Below are 17,313 nucleotides of genomic sequence, written 5' to 3' on the forward strand. Positions count from 1 at the left end.
TCGGGAGGCGGGCGGATCGCGGGCACGCCGCTGCCGGCGGCCACCGGGCCGCCCCCGGCTTCAAGAGTGGCTTACAGGTGTGACATTCCGCGAGGCATGAGGCGCGAACCGCGGCCGAGCGGGGGACGCGGAACGGCCCGGCGGGTTCCCCCGTCGGGCCGTGGCGTCGCGTGCAGGCGTCTCCAGGTCTAGCGGCCGCGGAGCATGGCGCGGCGGGCGGCTCGGCCCTGGTTGACGCTGGTCGGAATGGGGCCCTTCGGGATGGCCATGCCGATGCCGAGCGCGTCGAGGCGCTTGGCGATGTGGTTGGCGTCCTTGGAGTCGATGTTCTTCGGCAGCTTCATGAGGCGCTTGCGGACCTCGGTCACCGAGAAGTCGTCACCGGCGGCCTCGCCCACGAGGAACGTGTACACCGGCGTGGAGCCGACGACGCGCGAGATGCGCTTCTTCTCCTGGCCGAGGAGCTTGCGGGTCTTCTGCCCGCCCTCGCCCAGGAGCACCACGCCGGCCTTGCCGACCGCGCGGTGGACCATCTGGGTCTCCGAGAGGGCCGCGACGCCGGGCGTCACGGTCCAGCCGCGGATGCCGTCGATGAGCGCGTACGCCGCGCCGGGCTTGCCCACGGCCTCCTTGTTCACGACCTTGCTCGTGCGCATGTTGAGCACGATCAGGCCCGCCAGGAGCGCCACGAACAGGGCCGAGATGTACCACAGCAGGGAGAACTTCGCGAAGATCACCAGCGCGGTCACGATGACGAACGGCAGCAGGATCGCCGCGGCCTCCAACGGCAGGAACAGCTTGTCCCGCTGGTTGGTGAACTTGATCGCCATCCCGATCGTCTTCAGGCGCGACCCGAACGTCTCTTTTTCCTGCTGCTTTGCCATGTACTCAAGTCTACCGGCGGGTTACGCGAGCGCTTCGCTGCGGGCTTCTCCCCGCGCTTCGATCGCCTGTCGGTAGAGGCGCCCGGCCCGGTACGAGGACCGCACGAGCGGGCCGCTCATGACGCCCGCGAAGCCGATCTCCTCGGCCTCGGCGGACAGCTCCACGAACTCCTCGGGCTTGACCCACCGGTCCACCGGGTGGTGGCGCTTGGTCGGGCGCAGGTACTGGGTGATCGTGATGAGCTCGCACCCGGCCGCGTGCAGGTCGCGCAGGGCCTGCGAGATCTCCTCGCGGGTCTCGCCCATGCCGAGGATCAGGTTCGACTTGGTGACCAGCCCGGCCGCGCGGGCCTCGGTGATCACCGACAGGGACCGCTCGTAGCGGAAACCGGGGCGGATGCGCTTGAAGATCCGCGGCACGGTCTCCACGTTGTGCGCGAGCACCTCCGGACGCGAGGAGAACACCTCGGCCAGCTGGTCGGGCTCGGCGTTGAAGTCGGGGATGAGCAGCTCGACGCCGCACCCGGGGATCGCCGCGTGGATCTGGCGGACGGTCTCGGCGTAGAGCCACGCCCCGCCGTCGTCCAGGTCGTCGCGGGCCACGCCCGTGACCGTGGCGTACTTCAGGCCCATGGTCTTGACCGACTCGGCGACCTTCATCGGCTCCAGGCGGTCGAGCGGGCCGGGCTTGCCGGTGTCGATCTGGCAGAAGTCGCAGCGCCGCGTGCACTGGGAGCCGCCGATGAGGAACGTCGCCTCGCGGTCCTCCCAGCACTCGTAGATGTTGGGGCACCCGGCCTCCTGGCACACCGTGTGCAGCCCCTCGCTCTTGACGAGGCCCCGCAGCTCGGTGTACTCCGGTCCGGTCTTGGCCTTGACCTTGATCCAGGAGGGTTTCTTCTCGATCGGGGTCTGGGCGTTGCGCACTTCGAGGCGCAGCATCCGGCGTCCTTCAGGCTGTACGGAAGTCACCGCCCCAGCCTACGCCGCGACACCGCGCACCGGCAGGTGTCGCTCGGCACAGCGGCCCGCCGCGCCACACGTAGGATGACGCCGCCGCTGATGTAATCGACGCAGCACAGCCGGGGCGCACACGAAGGAGCAGCAGTGGAACTCATCCACCAGGGCAAGGTCCGCGACGTCTACGCCGACGGCGGCGACCTGATCCTCGTCGCCTCCAACCGCGTCTCCGTCTACGACGTCATCCTCCCCACCGAGATCCCCGGCAAGGGCGCCCTCCTCACCGCCCTCAGCCTGTGGTGGTTCGAGCGCCTCGCCGACATCGTCCCCAACCACGTCGTCTCCGCAGAGGACGTCCCCGCCGAGTTCGCCGGGCGCGCCGTCCGCGTCAAGCGCCTCGACATGGTCAAGGTCGAAGCGGTCGTCCGCGGCTACCTCACCGGCTCGGTCCTGAACGACTACCGCACCACGGGCACCGTCAACGGCGTGCCCCTCCCCGCGGGCCTCGAAGACGGCTCGAAACTCCCCGAGCCCGTCTACACCCCCACCACCAAGGCCGACGTCGGCGACCACGACGCCCCCGAGACGTACGAGCAGACCGCCGCCCGCCTCGGCCCCGACCTCGCCGCCCGCGTCCGCGACCTCACCCTCGACGTGTACCGCCGCGGCGCCGAGATCGCCCTCGCCAAGGGCATCATCATCGCCGACACGAAACTGGAGTTCGGCCTCGACGAGGACGGCGTCCTCACCCTCGCCGACGAGGTCCTCACCTCCGACTCCTCCCGCTTCTGGGACGCGGACGGCTGGAAGCCCGGCCAGACCCAGCCGTCCTTCGACAAGCAGTTCGTGCGCGACTGGGCCCGGTCCACCGGCTGGAAGCCCGACGACGCCGAGGCCCCCGAGATCCCCGCCGACATCGTCGAGGCGACCCGGGACCGGTACATCGAGGCGTACCGGCTGCTCACCGGGCGGCGCTGGCAGTAAGGCGAACGTGAAGGGGGCGGGCGCCCACTCGCGCCCGCCCCTTTCCCCTACGACCTGAACAAAGCCTCGCCGACGAAGCCGCCGTCGGCCGCGCCCGGCGGCACCGCGTACACGCCCGAGCCCTCCGCGGTGATGAACTCCGTCAACCGGTCCCCGGCCGCCATCTTCTCCTGCGCGTCGATGAACACCTGCGGGTCGGCCTGGAACGACACGAACAGCAGCCCCGCGTCGTACGGGTGCGCCGCGTGCATGTGCCCGTCCAGGTGCCCGTCACCGGCGGCGTCGGAACTCACGTCGCCCTGGGTCAGGAACCCGTAGTCGTAGTTGAAGCCGCGCCGCACCATCGCCGCGTCGTGGACGACCGCCACATGCGAATCGGCGGGCACCGCGGGCAGGCCCGAGGCGTCCATGACCTCGAAGTCCGGGTGGTCGAACTCGCCGCCGCCGCTCAGCGGCGCACCCGAGTCCCGCTCCCGCCCGAACGTCAGGTTCTGGTCCTCCGCCGTCAGCATCGACCAGTCCGGCAGGCGCATCCGGATCTTGCGGAACACCTGGTACGTGCCGCCCTCGAACCACGACGGCTCCGAGTCGACCGCCCACACCCGCTCGTCGAACAGCTCCGAACCCGACTCCGGGTTCGCGCTGCCGTCCTTGAACCCCATGAGGTTCCGCGGCGTCCCGCCCGACGGCGCCGACGAGAACCCCTCCTGCATCCACAGGAGCGTCCCTCGGCCCACCGCGCGCTTGCGCAGCTCCAGGAACGCGCCCGACACGACCTGCCGGTCGTCCCCGCACACCTGGACCAGCAGGTCCCCGCCCGACCACGCCGGATTCAACCGGTCCCCGTCGAACTCCGGGAGCTCCGCGAGCTTCGACGGCCGCGCCGCCTCCAGGCCCGCCTTCGCGAACGCCGCCGGGCCGATCCCGAACGTCACCGTCAACCGCGCCGGGTCCAGCCCCGCCGCCACCGCCTCGGCGTCGAACTGGTCCGCGCCGTCGATCGCGGCCTTCGGCGGGGCCTCGCCCGCCGCCAGCGCCGCCGACACCGCCGACCAGTCCCGAAGCAGCGCTTCAAGATTCGCCGCAACCGCGGCCGCATCGAGCGCCTCGCCCGAGGCGAGATCCGTCGCCGCCAGGTCGAACGCCGCGAACAGCGCGTGCCCCTGCACCGCGGTCGCGATCCCCGCCTGCCGCTCCCCGAAGAACGGCTCGACACCCGGCGCCGCGTGTTCGTGCCCCGCCTCGCCCTCGTCGTGGCCCCCGGACCCGAGGGCCTTCCCGGCCCCCGCGCCGACCGCCGCCGCGAGCGTCGCCGTCGCCAGGGCCGTCCGGCGCGTCACCGACGGCTCGTCGTCCCCGTCCGCGGGCGGACGCTCCACCCGTTTCCACAACCCGACCGCGACGTCCGCGACCACGAAGACCGCCAACGAGATCCCCAGCAGCGGGAAGAACCAGCCCACACCAGCCGCGACCGCGACGACCACCGCGATCAGCGGCCACGGCAGCCGCCGCAGCCCGCCGCGCGGATACGGGCGCCCCACGAGCGAGCCGCGCGGGCGCCGCAGCCACCACATCCGGTAGCCCCACACGATCATGCACACCAGCGCGACCATCGCCGCCGCGAGCAGGATCTGGTTCGCCAGGCCGAACAGGATGCCCATGTGCAGCGCGATCGCCACGTTCGTCGCCTGCGCCATCACCGGCCAGTCCGCGAACCGCAGCTCCTCGGTCACCACCGGCGCACCCGACGCCGTATCGACGACGACCTGGTCCTGCTGCAACGGCAGTGACCGCTGCTGACCCGTCACGAGGTACTCCGTGCCCGACCCGGTCGGCAGCGCGATCTGCACCGGCCCGGACATGCCCGCGTCCAGCGCCGCACCGTAGACGCCGTCGAGGAGCGTCACCCCGAACACCGACGACCCCGTGCCGCCCGAATGCTGGTGCTCCGCATGGTCGCCCGCGGCCGCGCCCTGCTCCACGGCGAGTGCGGGAGTCGTCCACGAGAGCGCCGCCCGCAGCTCCGACACGTTCTCGCCCGCGTACCGCGACCACGTCAGGCCCGTCACCGACAGGAACAGCAGTACGGCCACCAGCCACAGCCCCACCGGACCGTGCCACGCGAGCGTCCGCCCGCGACCCCTGCCCTCCGGCTTCGGCCGCCAGAACCCGCCGTTCCTGCGGCGCCGCGCGATCCACAGGACCAGCCCGCCCAGCGCCACCACCCACAGCCACGACGCCGCCAGCTCCGAGTACAGCCGCCCCGGCTCGCCCAGGTGCAGGTTCCGGTGCAGCGTCGAGACCCACTCGCGGACCGGCCCGGCCTGCGACGACCCGTACGACGTCGAGTCCCCGAGCACCTCCCCGGTGTACGGGTCCACATAGACGACCGCGACCGCGCCCGACTCGCGGACCGTCCCGTCGTCGACGAGCACCCCCGTCGAGTCCGCGGCCCCGGCCGCGGGCCGCACCGCCGTCACCGCCCAGTCCGGATGCGCCGCAGTGACGGCCGCGACCTGGTCCGCCAGCGTCAGCGCCTCACCGTCGGGCTCGACGGTCTTCAAGTCTTGGTAGAGGTAGTCCTCCAACGGGTACGAGAGCGCGTAGGCCAGCCCCGTCAGGGCCGACACCAGCACGAACGGTGCGATCAAGATGCCGGCGTAGAAATGCAGCCGGAGCAGGAGCTGCCGCAGGGCAGCCGGAAGTCTGGACATGGTTCGCTTTCTGAGCAGCCCCAGGGACGCACTGCGCCCAGGGCAGGGGGAAGCGCCTACCGGCGCCGGGGGACGACAGGAATCAGAAAGCGAACCGCGGCGGTCCGCGCCGCGAGATGGCCGCCGCAGCGACCGGAGCCGGACGCGGCGCCCGCGCCCGCGGCAGGAACCCGCGCGGCCGCACCACGACCACGGCGCCGACGCCCGCGACGCGCACCAGGCGCGCGGCGAACAGCGTCAGCAGGTCCAGCAGCGCCGCCGTCGCCGACTCGCCCCGCGCGAGCCACGACGCCTGCGCCAGGGCCGCCGCGACGTGGACCAGCCACATCGACACGCCCGAGCCGTGCGCGTGGAGCGCCTCGACCGCACCGGCCTGGAACAGCTCGTGCAGGCCCCACTGCGCCGCCAGGCACAGCGGCGCGAGGACGGGGAAGCCGCGCTGGCGGCCTCCGGCCAGGAACGCAGCGGTGAAGAGGAGCGCGAAGGCGGCGGCCGACTGGAGCGGGCCGGGCGCGTGCCCGCCGCTCCACAGGTGCAGCAGGAGCGACGCCGACCCCGAGACCGCGGCGAACACGGCGGCCCGCAGCGCCCGGAGGGGAGTCCAGCTCATCTGCACGGCCGTATTGTGTCACGCCCCGGGACGCGGAAACGCCCCCGCGTCGGTCATCCGACACGGGGGCGCTGCAAGCGGTCCGAGGATCAGGAGCGCTTGCGGCCGTACGTGAGGCGCCGCAGGAGCACCTCGAACGGCCCGCGTTTCCCGGCCCGGTCCATGAGCACCGCGATCACCACGGTCGTCGCCCAGGCCGCGAACGCGACGCCGAACGCGCCGAGGTAGCCCAGGTCCTCGCCGAGGCCGAAGCCCCATGCGGTGAGCAGCGGCGCCATGATGATCGACTGGAGCAGGTAGCTGGTGAGCGACCGCTCGCCGACCGCGGCGAGCGCCCCCGGCAGGCCCTTGCGGCCGTAGCCGCGGAGCTTGTGGGCGAGGAGCGCGAACCCGCAGATGTAGCCCAGTCCGGCGTACAGGCCGCCGAGGAGCGTCAGGTACACCGCGCCGCGCCACAGCCCCGTCGAGGGCTCCCAGGCGCCGATGGCGATGAGCGCCACGGGGAGCGAGCTGAGGACGTTCACGGCCATGCCGGAGAGGAAGACCTTCTTCAGCTGCGGCAGGTGGTCCTCGGGGTGGTTGAGCCAGCCCGCGCGCTGGAGCATCATGCCCGCGATGATGAGCGGGAAGAACGTCCCGGTCACCACGAGCGCGAGCGAGCCGACCGGCGAGGCGAGCGCGCCGAGGATCATCTGCTCCACGTAGGGCGGCAGGCCGGGGTCGGCGGGCGGCGGCCCGGTGCCGCTGCCCGCGGTGAAGAAGAACGCCATCATGACGTTGCCGATGAGCACGACGTACGCGATGGAGCCCCACAGCCAGCGCTTCAGGGCCTTGTCGGAGAGGTGCACGAACGCGAGGACGATGAGGCCCATGGCGCCGTACGGGGCGAGGATGTCGCCCATGAACAGGAACACCGCGTGGATGAAGCCGAACAGCAGCAGCCACCAGGAGCGGCGGCGCAGGAGCTTGCGGACGGCCTTGGGCTCCATGCCGCGCGCGAACATGCGCGAGGCCATGACGGCGATGCCGAAGCCGTAGAGGATCGCGAACATCGGGCGGGAGCGCTCGGCGATGACGAGCTGCTCGATGAAGAGGGCGATGTGGTCGGCGAGCGACTGGCCGGTGTTGTGGCCGTACTTGTCGACGCCCATGCCCCACAGGTGGATCGGGACGTTCGCGAGCGCGATGAACAGCAGCATGCCGCCGCGCGCGATGTCGGGCGCGAGCGACCGCTCGGCCTTGGTGATCGGCGCCGGCGGGCCCGCCTTCGGCGGGTCGGCGGTCGCATAGGGGGTGGCGGTCACGTCGGGCTCCTTCGGGTCGGGACGGGCTTCCTGGTTTCCATCCGCGGTGGGGTCCGCGTCCTCAGTCTAGGAAAATCGCGTCCATTTCACGGTAGTGCCAGCCTCCGTGCCCCGCTCCCGCCTGCGGTACCGTTCCGTCTCGTTCTGAGGAACGATCGCATTCGTGGGGTGTCATACCTTGGTAGTATTTTTGACCCAGGGGACCCTCTTGATGTCCGGTTTGTGATAGGCGCTCCGAGACTCGCCGAGACGCTCCCGAATCGACGGACACGCAGCAGGGCCCCGCCGCTTTCGCGACGGGGCCCTGCTGTTCGCTTGCGTCCCTTAAGGCTTCGCGCTGCGCTTCTAGTTCACTCCGCCTACGGCTTCGTGAACAAAAGCGCGGCGTTGTGGCCGCCGAAGCCGAAGGCCGTGTTGAGCGCGGCGTTCAGCTCCACCTTGCGGGCCTCGTTCGCGGCGACGTCGAGGTCCAGGGCCGGGTCGGGGTTCTCCAGGTTGATCGTCGGGGGGATGACGCCCTCGGTGATCGCCAGGATGGCCGCGATGGACTCGACCGCGCCCGCGCCGCCGAGCAGGTGCCCGGTCATCGACTTGGTCGCGGTGAGCACCACGTGGTCGCCGACCTCGCGCTTGATGCCCTTGACCTCCGCCATGTCGCCGACGGGCGTCGACGTGGCGTGCGCGTTGACGTGCCCGATCTCCTTCGGGTCGATGCCGGCCTGCTTGATCGCCGCCCGCATCGCCCGGCCCCCGCCCCGGCACTCCGGGTCGGGCTGGACGATGTCGTAGCCGTCGGAGGTCAGGCCGGAGCCCGCGACGACCGCGTAGATCCGGGCCCCGCGGGCCTCGGCGTGGTCGCGGCGCTCCAGGATGAGCGCGCCGGACCCCTCGCCCATGACGAACCCGTCGCGGTCGCGGTCCCAGGGCCGGGAGGCGTGCTCGGGGTCGTCGTTGCGGGTCGACATGGCCTTCATCGAGGAGAACCCGGCCATCGGCAGGCCGCCGATGACCGCCTCCGCGCCGCCCGCCACGACCACGTCGGCACGGCCGGCGCGGATCATGTCGGCGGCCCAGGAGATCGCCTCGGCCGAGGTGGCGCACGCGCTGGTGGGGGCGTGCACGCCCGCCTGGGCGCCGAACTCCAGGCCGACGACCGCGGCGGGCCCGTTGGGCATGAGCATGGGCACGGTGAACGGGGAGACCTTGCGCGCGCCGCTCTCCTCCAGGATGTCGTCCTGGGCGAGGAGCGTGAGCGCGCCGCCGATCCCGGAGCCGAAGACGACGCCGAGCCGTTCCTTGTCGAGGTCGTCGCTCAGCCCCGCGTCGTCCCACGCCTGCTGAGCCGCGACGAGCGCGATCTGCTCGGAGCGGTCGAGCCGGCGCAGCCGGACCCGAGGCAGGACCTCGGACGGCTCCACCGCCAGCTCGGCGGCGATCCGGCACGGGAGTTCCTGCGCCCACTCGTGCTGGAGCAGGTGCACGCCGGAGCGTCCGGCGACGAGTGCCTCCCAGGTCGACGCCACGTCCCCGCCGAGGGGAGTGGTCGCGCCGAGCCCGGTCACGACTACCTCAGTCACATTAACCCTTCTCGATGTAGGAGACGGCGTCGCCGACGGTCTTCAGGTTGGCGACCTCGTCGTCGGGGATCTTCACACCGAACTTCTCTTCAGCGGCCACGACGACCTCGACCATGGCGAGCGAGTCGACGTCAAGGTCGTCGGTGAAGGACTTGCCGTCGGCGACATCGTCGGGGTTGACGCCCGCGACCTCTTCGAGAATGTCCGACAGGCCTTCGCGGATCTCGTCACGAGACAGAGCCATGAGTTATTTTCCTCTCGATAGTTACGGGCAGCGGATGACCTGCCCGGCGTAGGTGAGCCCGCCGCCGAATCCGAACAGGAGGATCGGGGCGCCGGAGGCCACCTTGCCACTTTGTACCAACTTCGACAGCGCCAGCGGCACCGACGCCGCCGAGGTGTTGCCGGAGTAGACGATGTCCTCGGCGACGACGCAGTCGTCGCTGAAGTCCAGCCGCTTGGCGATGCCCTGGATGATCCGCAGGTTCGCCTGGTGCGGCACGAAGGCCGCGAGTTCCGAGATCTTGACGTCCGCCTTCTCCGCGACCTTCTCGATGAGCGGCGCGAGCTGGGTGGTGGCCCAGCGGAAGACGGTCTGCCCGGCCTGCTTGATGAACGGGACGTCCTCCTCGATGCGGATGACGTCGGCCATCGACGGCTCGGAGCCCCACACGACCGGGCTGATCGCCAGCGCCGGGTCGTCGGTGCCCTCGACCACGACGGCGCCCGCGCCGTCGCCGAAGAGGACGCACGAGGTGCGGTCCTCCCAGTCGGTGACCGCGGTGAGCTTCTCCGCGCCGATGACGATGGCGCGGGTGGCGCTGCCGATGCGGATCGCCATGTCGGCCTGGGCGAGTGCGTACTCGAAGCCGGAGCAGGCGGTGTTGATGTCCATGGCCGCCGGGGCGTTGATCCCGAGGGCCTCGGAGACGCGGCAGGCGGTGTTGGGGCAGACGTCCTTGGCGGAGACGGTGGCGACGATGACCATGTCGATGTCGCCGGGCTGGAGGCCCGCGTTCTCCAGGGCCTGCCTGGCGGCGTGGATCGCCATGTCGGCGACCTTCTCGTCGTCGGCGGCGATGCGGCGCTCCTTGATGCCGACGCGCGAGACGATCCACTCGTCGTTGGTGTCGACGATCTTGGAGAGGTCCTCGTTGGTGAGGATCTTCTCGGGCTGGTAGTGCCCGACGCTGACGACGCGTGTTCCGTTGACGCTCACTCGGCTCCTTCGTTCCCTGCGAGGGCGGCGGCGGCCGCGAGGTCGGCGGGGGTGTTGACGTTGAGTCGTTCCACGCCCGTGAGCGCCCGCTTGGCCAGCCCGGTGAGCGTGCCCGCCGGCGGCAGTTCCGCGACCGCCGTGACGCCCAGTTCTCCAAGCGTACTCATGCAGGCGTCCCATCGGACGGGTGAGGTGACCTGGGCCACGAGTTGCTGCAAGGCGGCGGCGCCGGAGGTCACGGGCCTCCCGTCGCGGTTGGACAGGAGGGTGCGGACGGGGTCGGCGGTGGGGATCTCGGCGGCGAGCGCTTCGAGGGCCTCCTGGGCGGGCGCCATGTGGGGCGTGTGGAACGCCCCGGCGACCTTGAGGGTGATGACGCGGGCCTTCTCGGGCGGGTTCCCGGCGAGCTTCTCGATGGCGGCGACGGGCCCGGCGGCGACGATCTGGCCGGCGCCGTTGCGGTTGGCGGGCCAGGCGCCGGAGGACTCGATGCGGTCGAGGACCTCGTCCTCGTTCCCGCCGAGGACGGCGGCCATGGTGGTCGGCTCGATGCTGCACGCGGCGGCCATCTCGCGACCGCGGACGGCGGCGAGGCGGACGGCGGCCTCGGGGGTGAGAACCCCGGCGAGGGCGAGCGCGGTCAGTTCGCCGACGGAGTGCCCGGCGACGGCGCCGAACGCGTCGAGCGGGAGGTAGTCGGCGGCGATGAGGCCGGCGGCGACCAGGAGCGGCTGCGTGTTGGCGGTGTCGGTGATCTCGGCCTGGTCGGCTTCGGTGCCGAGGCGCACGAGGTCGAGGCCGATGAGGTCGGACCAGTCGCGGAGCTTCGCCGCGGCGTCGGGGTCGGCCTCGATCCACGGGGTGAGGAACCCGGGCTTCTGGGAGCCCTGCCCAGGGGCGAGAATGGCAAGCACACTAGAACTTTCGCATCGGCGGCACGGTATCCGGGAGCAGTCAGGGGACTGAGATCCCGGTCGGTTCTTGTAGGGAATCTACAACACTCGTTGTCAGCTGCGAGGACGCCGGGTCGCCGGTGAGCTCTCCAGGCGGCCTATGGTCAACCCCACACGGAGCACGAACGCCTCATGCGGATCGGTGGGGGAGAAACCGGTCACCTCCTGGATGCGGCGGAGGCGGTACCGGACGGTGTTCGGGTGGACGTACAGCTCGCGCGCGGTGCCTTCGAGGACGCCGCCGGAGGAGATGAACGCGTCCATGGTCTCCAGCAGCTCGCCCCCGGCGCGGCGCAGCGTCATGTAGACGCCTTCGCGCAGGCCGCGGCGGGCCGCCTCGTCCCCGGCGATGGCCCGCTCGGGGAGGAGCTGGACGGCGGTGACGGGGCGGGGCGCGTCGGGCCAGGCGGGCGCGGCGCGGTGACCGGCGACGGCCGCGAGGGCCGAGGCGGACGCGTCCGCGAGTCCGGTGACGGTGGGGCCCACGACGATCGGGCCCTCGCCGAACTGGCCGGTGAGCTTCTCGACGATCTCGACGGGTTCGGCGACGCCGCCGAGGAGGAGCACGAGGCGGGCGCCGTGGACGCCCGCGAGGATGTCGAGCCCGAGCCGCCGGGCGGCCCGCTGCACCGAGTGGAGGACGAGCGTGGCCTCGCCGCCGGGGGTGGCGCCGCAGACGACGGTGATCGTCTGGGTCTCCGACCAGCCGAGCGCGGCGGCGCGGCTGATGAGCTCGTCGGGGTTGTCGCCGCGCAGGAGCGCGTCGACGAGCATCGCCTGGAGGCGGGCGTCCCACGCGCCGCGGGTCTCGGCGGCGCGCGCGTACACGCGGGCGGCCGCGAACGCGATCTCGCGGCTGAAGCGCAGCACCGACTCGCGGAGCTGGTCGTCCTCGCCGTCGGCGGCGAGCTGGGGGACCTGCTCTTCGACGACGTCGATGACGACCTGGATGAGGGCGACGGTGTGCTGGAGGGAGATCGCGCGCGCGAGTTCGAGCGGCGCCGCCTCGAACACCATGTCGGAGGTGCCGAGGTCGTCCCCGGAGGAGCGCAGCCACTCCAGGAATTGACGGACGCCGGCCTGGGCCACCAGGGTCACCATCGAGCGCTGCTCGGCGGGGAGGTCGCGGAACCAGGGGAGGCGTTCGTCCATCCGGGTGAGCGACTGGGTCGTCAGCGCCGACGAGGAGCGTTCGATGTTCTGAATGGTCGTGGCCAGGTCCATGCCCTATAGCCTGCCAGACGTGGCGCGCGCCGCGCACCGACGTCGGACGGAATACCACCGGCGCCACTACTGTTGCCCGGGAGAGGACGAAATCACCCGAGTACGAGAGGCGGTCCTATGGCCACCGTTGAACTGACCAAGGACAACTTCGAGGAGACCGTCACCGGCAACGGCATCGTGCTGGTCGACTGGTGGGCCGACTGGTGCGGGCCGTGCAAGATGTTCGCCCCGACCTTCGAGGCGTCGAGCGAGCAGCACCCCGACGTCGTCTTCGGGAAGATCGACACCGAGGACCAGCAGCAGCTGTCCGCCGAGGCCGGGATCCAGTCGATCCCCACGCTCATGGCGTTCCGCGACGGCATCCTCCTCTACAGCCAGCCGGGCGCGCTGCCGCCGGCCGCGCTGGAGGAGATCATCGGCAAGGTGAAAGAGCTCGACATGGACGCCGTCCGCGCCGAGATCGAGAAGGAAGAGGCCGAAGAGGCCTAGTCCTTCGGGGGCACTGCTCCGGAGACCTGTTGAGGGCGAGCGCGTTTCGACGCGCTCGCCCTCTTTTGTCCGTCCAATTTGCGTGCTACGTTGAGCTTCGGTTGGGGACAGCAGCAGGGTCGACTCCCCGAGGAGACGCGCAGTGCCGGCCGACACCGCCCCCGATACCCGCCCCCTGCTCGGCGCCGCCGCGCGCCGGGCGCTCACCGCCTGCCACGTCGTCCTCTCGGTCGTGTGGCTGGCCTACATGGCGTTCGTGCTCGCCCTGTGCGCCTGGGTCCTCGCCTCGTCCGATCCCGGGACCGCCGACGCGGCGTGGGCCGTCGCCGGGATGTTCAACGGCCTCGGCACCGGCGCGATCAGCTTCGCGGTCCTCGGCACCGGGATCGTCCTCGCCGCCTCCGGCGGGTTCCTGCGCCACTGGTGGACCGCCGCGAAACTCGCCGCCGCCCTCGCCGTCATCGCCGGGGGCCTCGCGTTCCTGCGCCCCAGCCTCACCGCGCTCGCCGCCGGGGCCGGGACCGGCGCCGACCAGGCGGCCCTGACCGCCGGGACCGCCCTCGGCACCATCAGCCTCGGGTTCGCCGTCGCCGTCTCCTACCTGCGCCCCTGGGGCCGCATCGGGCGCCTGAGGACCGAACGGCCCGTCGCCGACGGCCGCATCCAGGTGCGCGTGCGCCGCGTCGTCCCCGTCGCCGCGAAGGTCCACGCCCTCGAACTCGTCGGCCTCACCGGCCGCCTCCTCCCGCCGTTCGAGCCCGGCGCGCACCTGGAGATCGAACTGCCCTCCGGGACCGTCCGCCACTACTCCCTGTGCTCCTACGCCGGGGACCGCCTCCTCTACCGGATCGCGGTCCTGCGCGAGGACGCCGGGCGCGGCGGCTCCCGCGAGGCCCACCGCCTCCGCGAAGGCGACCTCGTGCGGATCTCCCCGCCCCGCAACCAGTTCCCGCTCGGCCTCCACTCCGGGTACCTGTTCATCGCCGGAGGCATCGGTATCACCCCGATCATGCCGATGATCCTCCAGGTCGAACGCGCCGGAATGCCGTGGCGCCTGGTCTACACCGGCCGCGACCGCTCCACGATGGCCTTCGCCGACCAGCTCGCCACCACCTGGCCCGGCAACGTCGTCCTCTACCCGACCGCCAAGTACGGCCGCCCCGACTACGTCGCCGAACTCGCCGGGCTCCCCGCCACCACGGGCCTGTACGCGTGCGGGCCCGTGCCCCTCATGGACGCCCTCGCCGACACCGTCCGCCGCGTCGCGCCCCAGCTGGAGCTGCACACCGAGAAGTTCGCCGCGCCCGCCGGACCCGCCCCGTTCCCCCTGTTCGCCAAGCGCAGCGGCGTCGAGGTCACCGTCGGCCCCGACCGCACCGCGCTCGCCGCCCTCGTCGGCGCGGGCGTCGAGGTCCCCTCCAGTTGCGAGAACGGCGTGTGCGGCACGTGCCGCCTCCGCGTCGTCGAGGGCCGCCCCGAGCACCCCGGCCGCGTCCCCGGCGCCCTGGCGCCCGACGGGGCGGCCCTGTTCTACCCGTGCGTGGGCCGCGCCAAGGGACGGCTCGTGGTCGACGCCTGACCCTCAGGGAGCACAGCGAAGGGCCGCAGGCGATCCGCCTGCGGCCCTTCATATGTCACTGCGGCTTAGGAGTCGCCGCCCGCCTCGCCGGCCTCGGCGGCCGTCGGGTCGGTGATCTGGTACTTCGCCGCCGCCTGCGCGGCCAGCTCCGGCTTGACCTCGCCGCGGGCGGCGAGCTGCTGGAGCGCGGCCACGGCCACGGACTCGGCGTCCACGTTGAAGTGGCGGCGCAGCGCCCCGCGGGTGTCGGAGTGGCCGAAGCCGTCCGTGCCCAGCGAGGTGTAGTCGCCCGGCACCCAGCGGCTGATGAGGTCCGGCACGGACCGCTGGTAGTCGCTGACGGCCACGAACGGCCCCTCGGCGCCCGAGAGCTTCTCGGTCACGTACGGGACCTTCTTCTCGGCCTCCGGGTGGCGCAGGTTGTGCCGCTCGGCCTCAATCGCGTCGCGGTTGAGCTCCGACCACGAGGTCACCGACCACACGTCGGCGGCCACGCCCCAGTCCTCGGCGAGGAGGTCGGCGGCCTTGCGCGCCCACGACATCGCCGAACCGGAGGTCAGCAGCTGTACTCGCGGCCCGGACACCTCGGCCGACGACACCCGGTGGATGCCGCGGAGGATGCCCTCCACGTCCACGCCCTCGGGCTCGGCGGGCTGCACGATCGGCTCGTTGTACACCGTCAGGTAGTAGAAGACGTGCTCGCCGTCGGCGTACATGCGCTTCAGGCCGTCCTGCATGATGTGCCCGATCTCGTACCCGTACGACGGGTCGTACGAGACGACCGCGGGGTTCGTGTGCGCGATGAGCAGCGAGTGCCCGTCCTCGTGCTGGAGGCCCTCGCCGTTGAGCGTGGTCCGCCCGGCCGTGGCGCCGATGAGGAACCCGTTCGCGAGCTGGTCCGTGGCGGCCCAGATCGCGTCCGCGGTCCGCTGGAACCCGAACATCGAGTAGAAGATGTAGAACGGGATCATCGGCACGCCGAGCGTGTCCCCGGCGGTGCCCGCCGCGGTGAACGCCGCGACCGACCCGGCCTCGTTGATGCCCACGTGCATGAGCTGGCCCTGCTCGGACTCCTTGTAGGAGAGGAACAGGTCCCGGTCCACCGACAGGTACTGCTGCCCGTGCGGGGAGTAGATCTTCGCCGTCGGGAACATCGCGTCCATGCCGAACGTGCGCGCCTCGTCCGGGATGATCGGCACCCAGCGCTGGCCGATCTCCTTGTCCCGCATGAGGTCCTTGAGCAGGCGGACGAGCGCCATCGTCGTGGCGGCCTTCTGCTTGCCCGAGCCGCGCTTGGCGGACTTGTACGCGTCCTCGCCCGGCAGCGACAGCGGGATCACGGTGTTGCGGCGCGAGGGGATCGACCCGCCGAGCGCCGCGCGGCGCTCCTGGAGGTACTCGTGCTCGGCCGAGCCGGCCTCCGGCTTGATGTACGGCGGCAGGTACGGGCTCGCTTCGAGCTGCTCGTCGGTGACGGGCATGTCGAGGGCGTCGCGGAAGCCCTTGAGGTCGTCGAGCGAGAGCTTCTTCATCTGGTGGGTCGCGTTGCGGCCCTCGAACGTCGAGCCGAGCTTGTAGCCCTTGACGGTGTGCGCGAGGATCACGGTGGGCTGGCCCTCGTGCTCCATCGCGGCCTTGTACGCGGCGAAGATCTTGCGGTCGTCGTGGCCGCCGCGGCGCAGGTCCCAGATCTCGTCGTCGGTCATCGGCAGCGCCATCGCCTTCGTGCGCGTGTCGCGCCCGAAGAAGTGCTCGCGGATGAACGCGCCGGACTCGGCCTTGAACGTCTGGAAGTCGCCGTCGGGCGTGGTGTTCATGAGGTTCACCAGCGCGCCGTCGTGGTCGGCGGCCAGGAGCGGGTCCCACTCGCGGCCCCACATCACCTTGATGACGTTCCATCCGGCGCCGCGGAAGTACGACTCCAGCTCCTGCACGATCTTGCCGTTGCCGCGCACCGGCCCGTCGAGGCGCTGGAGGTTGCAGTTGACGACGAACGTGAGGTTGTCGAGCTCGGCGCCCGCCGCGAACTGGAGCGCGCCGCGGGACTCGACCTCGTCCATCTCGCCGTCGCCGAGGAACGCCCACACCTGCTGCTTCTTGGTGTCCTTCAGGCCCCGGTCGTCCATGTACCGGTTGAACAATGCCTGGTAGATCGCGTTGATCGGGCCCAGGCCCATCGACACGGTCGGGAACTGCCAGTAGTCCGGCATGAGGCGGGGGTGGGGGTAGGAGGGCAGGCCGCCCTGCGGGCGCGACACCTCCTGGCGGAAGCCGTCGAGGTCGTCCTCGGTCAGGCGTCCCTCCACGAAGGACCGGGCGTACATGCCGGGGGAGGCGTGGCCCTGGAAGAAGATCTGGTCGCCGCCGCCCTCATGCCCGCGGCCGCGGAAGAAGTGGTTGTAGCCGACCTCGTACAGGTTCGCGGCGGAGGCGTACGTCGAGATGTGGCCGCCGACGCCGATGCCGGGACGCTGCGCGCGGTGGACCGTCATCGCCGCGTTCCAGCGCACGAACGCGCGGATGCGGTGCTCGACGGCCTCGTCGCCGGGGTAGTGCGGCTCGGCCTCGACGGGGATGGTGTTCACATAGTCGGTGCTCGTGGACGCCGGGACGCCGATCTGGCGCTTGCGGGCGTGTTCGAGCAGCCGCTGCATGACGTAGCGGGCACGGGTGCGCCCGCCGGCGTCGAGGAGGCCGTCGAGGGAGTCCAGCCACTCGCTGGTCTCCCCGGGGTCAGTGTCCGGTACTTGGGTCGGCAATCCGTCACTGATGGGCGGCCGGTTCTGTTCCGTGGTCACGGGCGATCCCTCGTTCTA

At 71.5% G+C, this 17,313-nt stretch carries 13 protein-coding genes and 1 pseudogene; 3 read left to right on the plus strand and 11 right to left on the minus strand.

Features of this window, described 5'->3' with window-relative positions; translation table 11 throughout:
* Positions 1–188: 188 nt before the first annotated feature.
* Together AB0A65_RS21815 and lipA are read right to left on the minus strand one after the other, a co-directional pair.
* A complete protein-coding gene (locus AB0A65_RS21815; RefSeq protein ID WP_359953796.1) occupies positions 189–884 on the minus strand; it encodes a DUF4191 family protein in 696 nt (231 codons plus the stop codon).
* 21 nt (positions 885–905) lie between these two features.
* Entirely contained in the window at positions 906–1,826 is a 921-nt protein-coding gene (gene lipA, locus AB0A65_RS21820) for a lipoyl synthase (protein ID WP_359953945.1), read from the minus strand.
* A 165-nt stretch (positions 1,827–1,991) separates the two neighbouring features.
* Between lipA and AB0A65_RS21825 the strand changes: the two genes are divergently transcribed.
* Positions 1,992–2,828, plus strand: coding sequence for a phosphoribosylaminoimidazolesuccinocarboxamide synthase (locus AB0A65_RS21825; RefSeq protein ID WP_359953798.1), 837 nt, complete (start codon positions 1,992–1,994; stop codon positions 2,826–2,828).
* A gap of 47 nt (positions 2,829–2,875) precedes the next feature.
* Here the strand turns inward: AB0A65_RS21825 and AB0A65_RS21830 are convergent, their stop codons facing one another.
* The 8 genes and pseudogenes from AB0A65_RS21830 to AB0A65_RS21865 all read right to left on the minus strand — a co-directional run bounded on the left by AB0A65_RS21830 (position 2,876) and on the right by AB0A65_RS21865 (position 12,429).
* A complete protein-coding gene (locus AB0A65_RS21830; protein ID WP_359953800.1) occupies positions 2,876–5,542 on the minus strand; it encodes a Dyp-type peroxidase in 2,667 nt (888 codons plus the stop codon).
* Between the two features lie 82 nt (positions 5,543–5,624).
* On the minus strand, positions 5,625–6,152 hold the full coding sequence (locus tag AB0A65_RS21835; protein WP_359953802.1) for a hypothetical protein: 528 nt from the start codon (positions 6,150–6,152) through the stop codon (positions 5,625–5,627).
* Between the two features lie 89 nt (positions 6,153–6,241).
* Positions 6,242–7,456, minus strand: a complete 1,215-nt coding sequence (locus tag AB0A65_RS21840) for a DUF418 domain-containing protein (protein WP_359953804.1) — start codon at positions 7,454–7,456, stop codon at positions 6,242–6,244.
* A gap of 359 nt (positions 7,457–7,815) precedes the next feature.
* On the minus strand, positions 7,816–9,033 hold the full coding sequence (fabF, locus tag AB0A65_RS21845; RefSeq protein ID WP_359953806.1) for a beta-ketoacyl-ACP synthase II: 1,218 nt from the start codon (positions 9,031–9,033) through the stop codon (positions 7,816–7,818).
* A 1-nt stretch (position 9,034) separates the two neighbouring features.
* Positions 9,035–9,271, minus strand: a complete 237-nt coding sequence (locus AB0A65_RS21850) for an acyl carrier protein (RefSeq protein WP_030159099.1) — start codon at positions 9,269–9,271, stop codon at positions 9,035–9,037.
* A gap of 27 nt (positions 9,272–9,298) precedes the next feature.
* On the minus strand, positions 9,299–10,252 hold the full coding sequence (locus AB0A65_RS21855) for a beta-ketoacyl-ACP synthase III (RefSeq protein WP_359953808.1): 954 nt from the start codon (positions 10,250–10,252) through the stop codon (positions 9,299–9,301).
* Positions 10,253–10,281: 29 nt separating this feature from the next.
* Positions 10,282–11,166, minus strand: a pseudogene (locus tag AB0A65_RS21860) (ACP S-malonyltransferase); the annotation flags it as partial.
* Between the two features lie 93 nt (positions 11,167–11,259).
* Positions 11,260–12,429, minus strand: coding sequence for a helix-turn-helix domain-containing protein (locus AB0A65_RS21865; protein WP_359953810.1), 1,170 nt, complete (start codon positions 12,427–12,429; stop codon positions 11,260–11,262).
* A gap of 117 nt (positions 12,430–12,546) precedes the next feature.
* Between AB0A65_RS21865 and trxA the strand changes: the two genes are divergently transcribed.
* Together trxA and AB0A65_RS21875 are read left to right on the plus strand one after the other, a co-directional pair.
* Positions 12,547–12,918, plus strand: coding sequence for a thioredoxin (gene trxA / locus AB0A65_RS21870; RefSeq protein ID WP_106362343.1), 372 nt, complete (start codon positions 12,547–12,549; stop codon positions 12,916–12,918).
* Positions 12,919–13,060: 142 nt separating this feature from the next.
* Positions 13,061–14,497 (plus strand): PDR/VanB family oxidoreductase, encoded by a 1,437-nt coding sequence (locus AB0A65_RS21875; protein ID WP_359953812.1) that lies wholly within the window; start codon positions 13,061–13,063, stop codon positions 14,495–14,497.
* A 65-nt stretch (positions 14,498–14,562) separates the two neighbouring features.
* On the opposite strand, the gene aceE is transcribed toward AB0A65_RS21875, so the two are convergent.
* Positions 14,563–17,295 (minus strand): pyruvate dehydrogenase (acetyl-transferring), homodimeric type, encoded by a 2,733-nt coding sequence (gene aceE / locus AB0A65_RS21880; RefSeq protein ID WP_359953814.1) that lies wholly within the window; start codon positions 17,293–17,295, stop codon positions 14,563–14,565.
* Positions 17,296–17,313 lie beyond the last annotated feature (18 nt).

The sequence above is a fragment of the Glycomyces sp. NPDC047010 genome (assembly GCF_040644205.1).
Taxonomy (GTDB): Bacteria; Actinomycetota; Actinomycetes; order Mycobacteriales; family Micromonosporaceae; genus Glycomyces.

Coding starts and splice junctions, on each gene's coding strand:
- trxA (WP_106362343.1), top strand. CDS start 12,547: ATGGCCACCGTTGAACTGACCAAGGACAACTTCGAGGAGACCGTCACC.
- AB0A65_RS21830 (WP_359953800.1), bottom strand. CDS start 5,542: ATGTCCAGACTTCCGGCTGCCCTGCGGCAGCTCCTGCTCCGGCTGCAT.
- AB0A65_RS21815 (WP_359953796.1), bottom strand. CDS start 884: ATGGCAAAGCAGCAGGAAAAAGAGACGTTCGGGTCGCGCCTGAAGACG.
- AB0A65_RS21835 (WP_359953802.1), bottom strand. CDS start 6,152: ATGAGCTGGACTCCCCTCCGGGCGCTGCGGGCCGCCGTGTTCGCCGCG.
- lipA (WP_359953945.1), bottom strand. CDS start 1,826: ATGCTGCGCCTCGAAGTGCGCAACGCCCAGACCCCGATCGAGAAGAAA.
- AB0A65_RS21865 (WP_359953810.1), bottom strand. CDS start 12,429: ATGGACCTGGCCACGACCATTCAGAACATCGAACGCTCCTCGTCGGCG.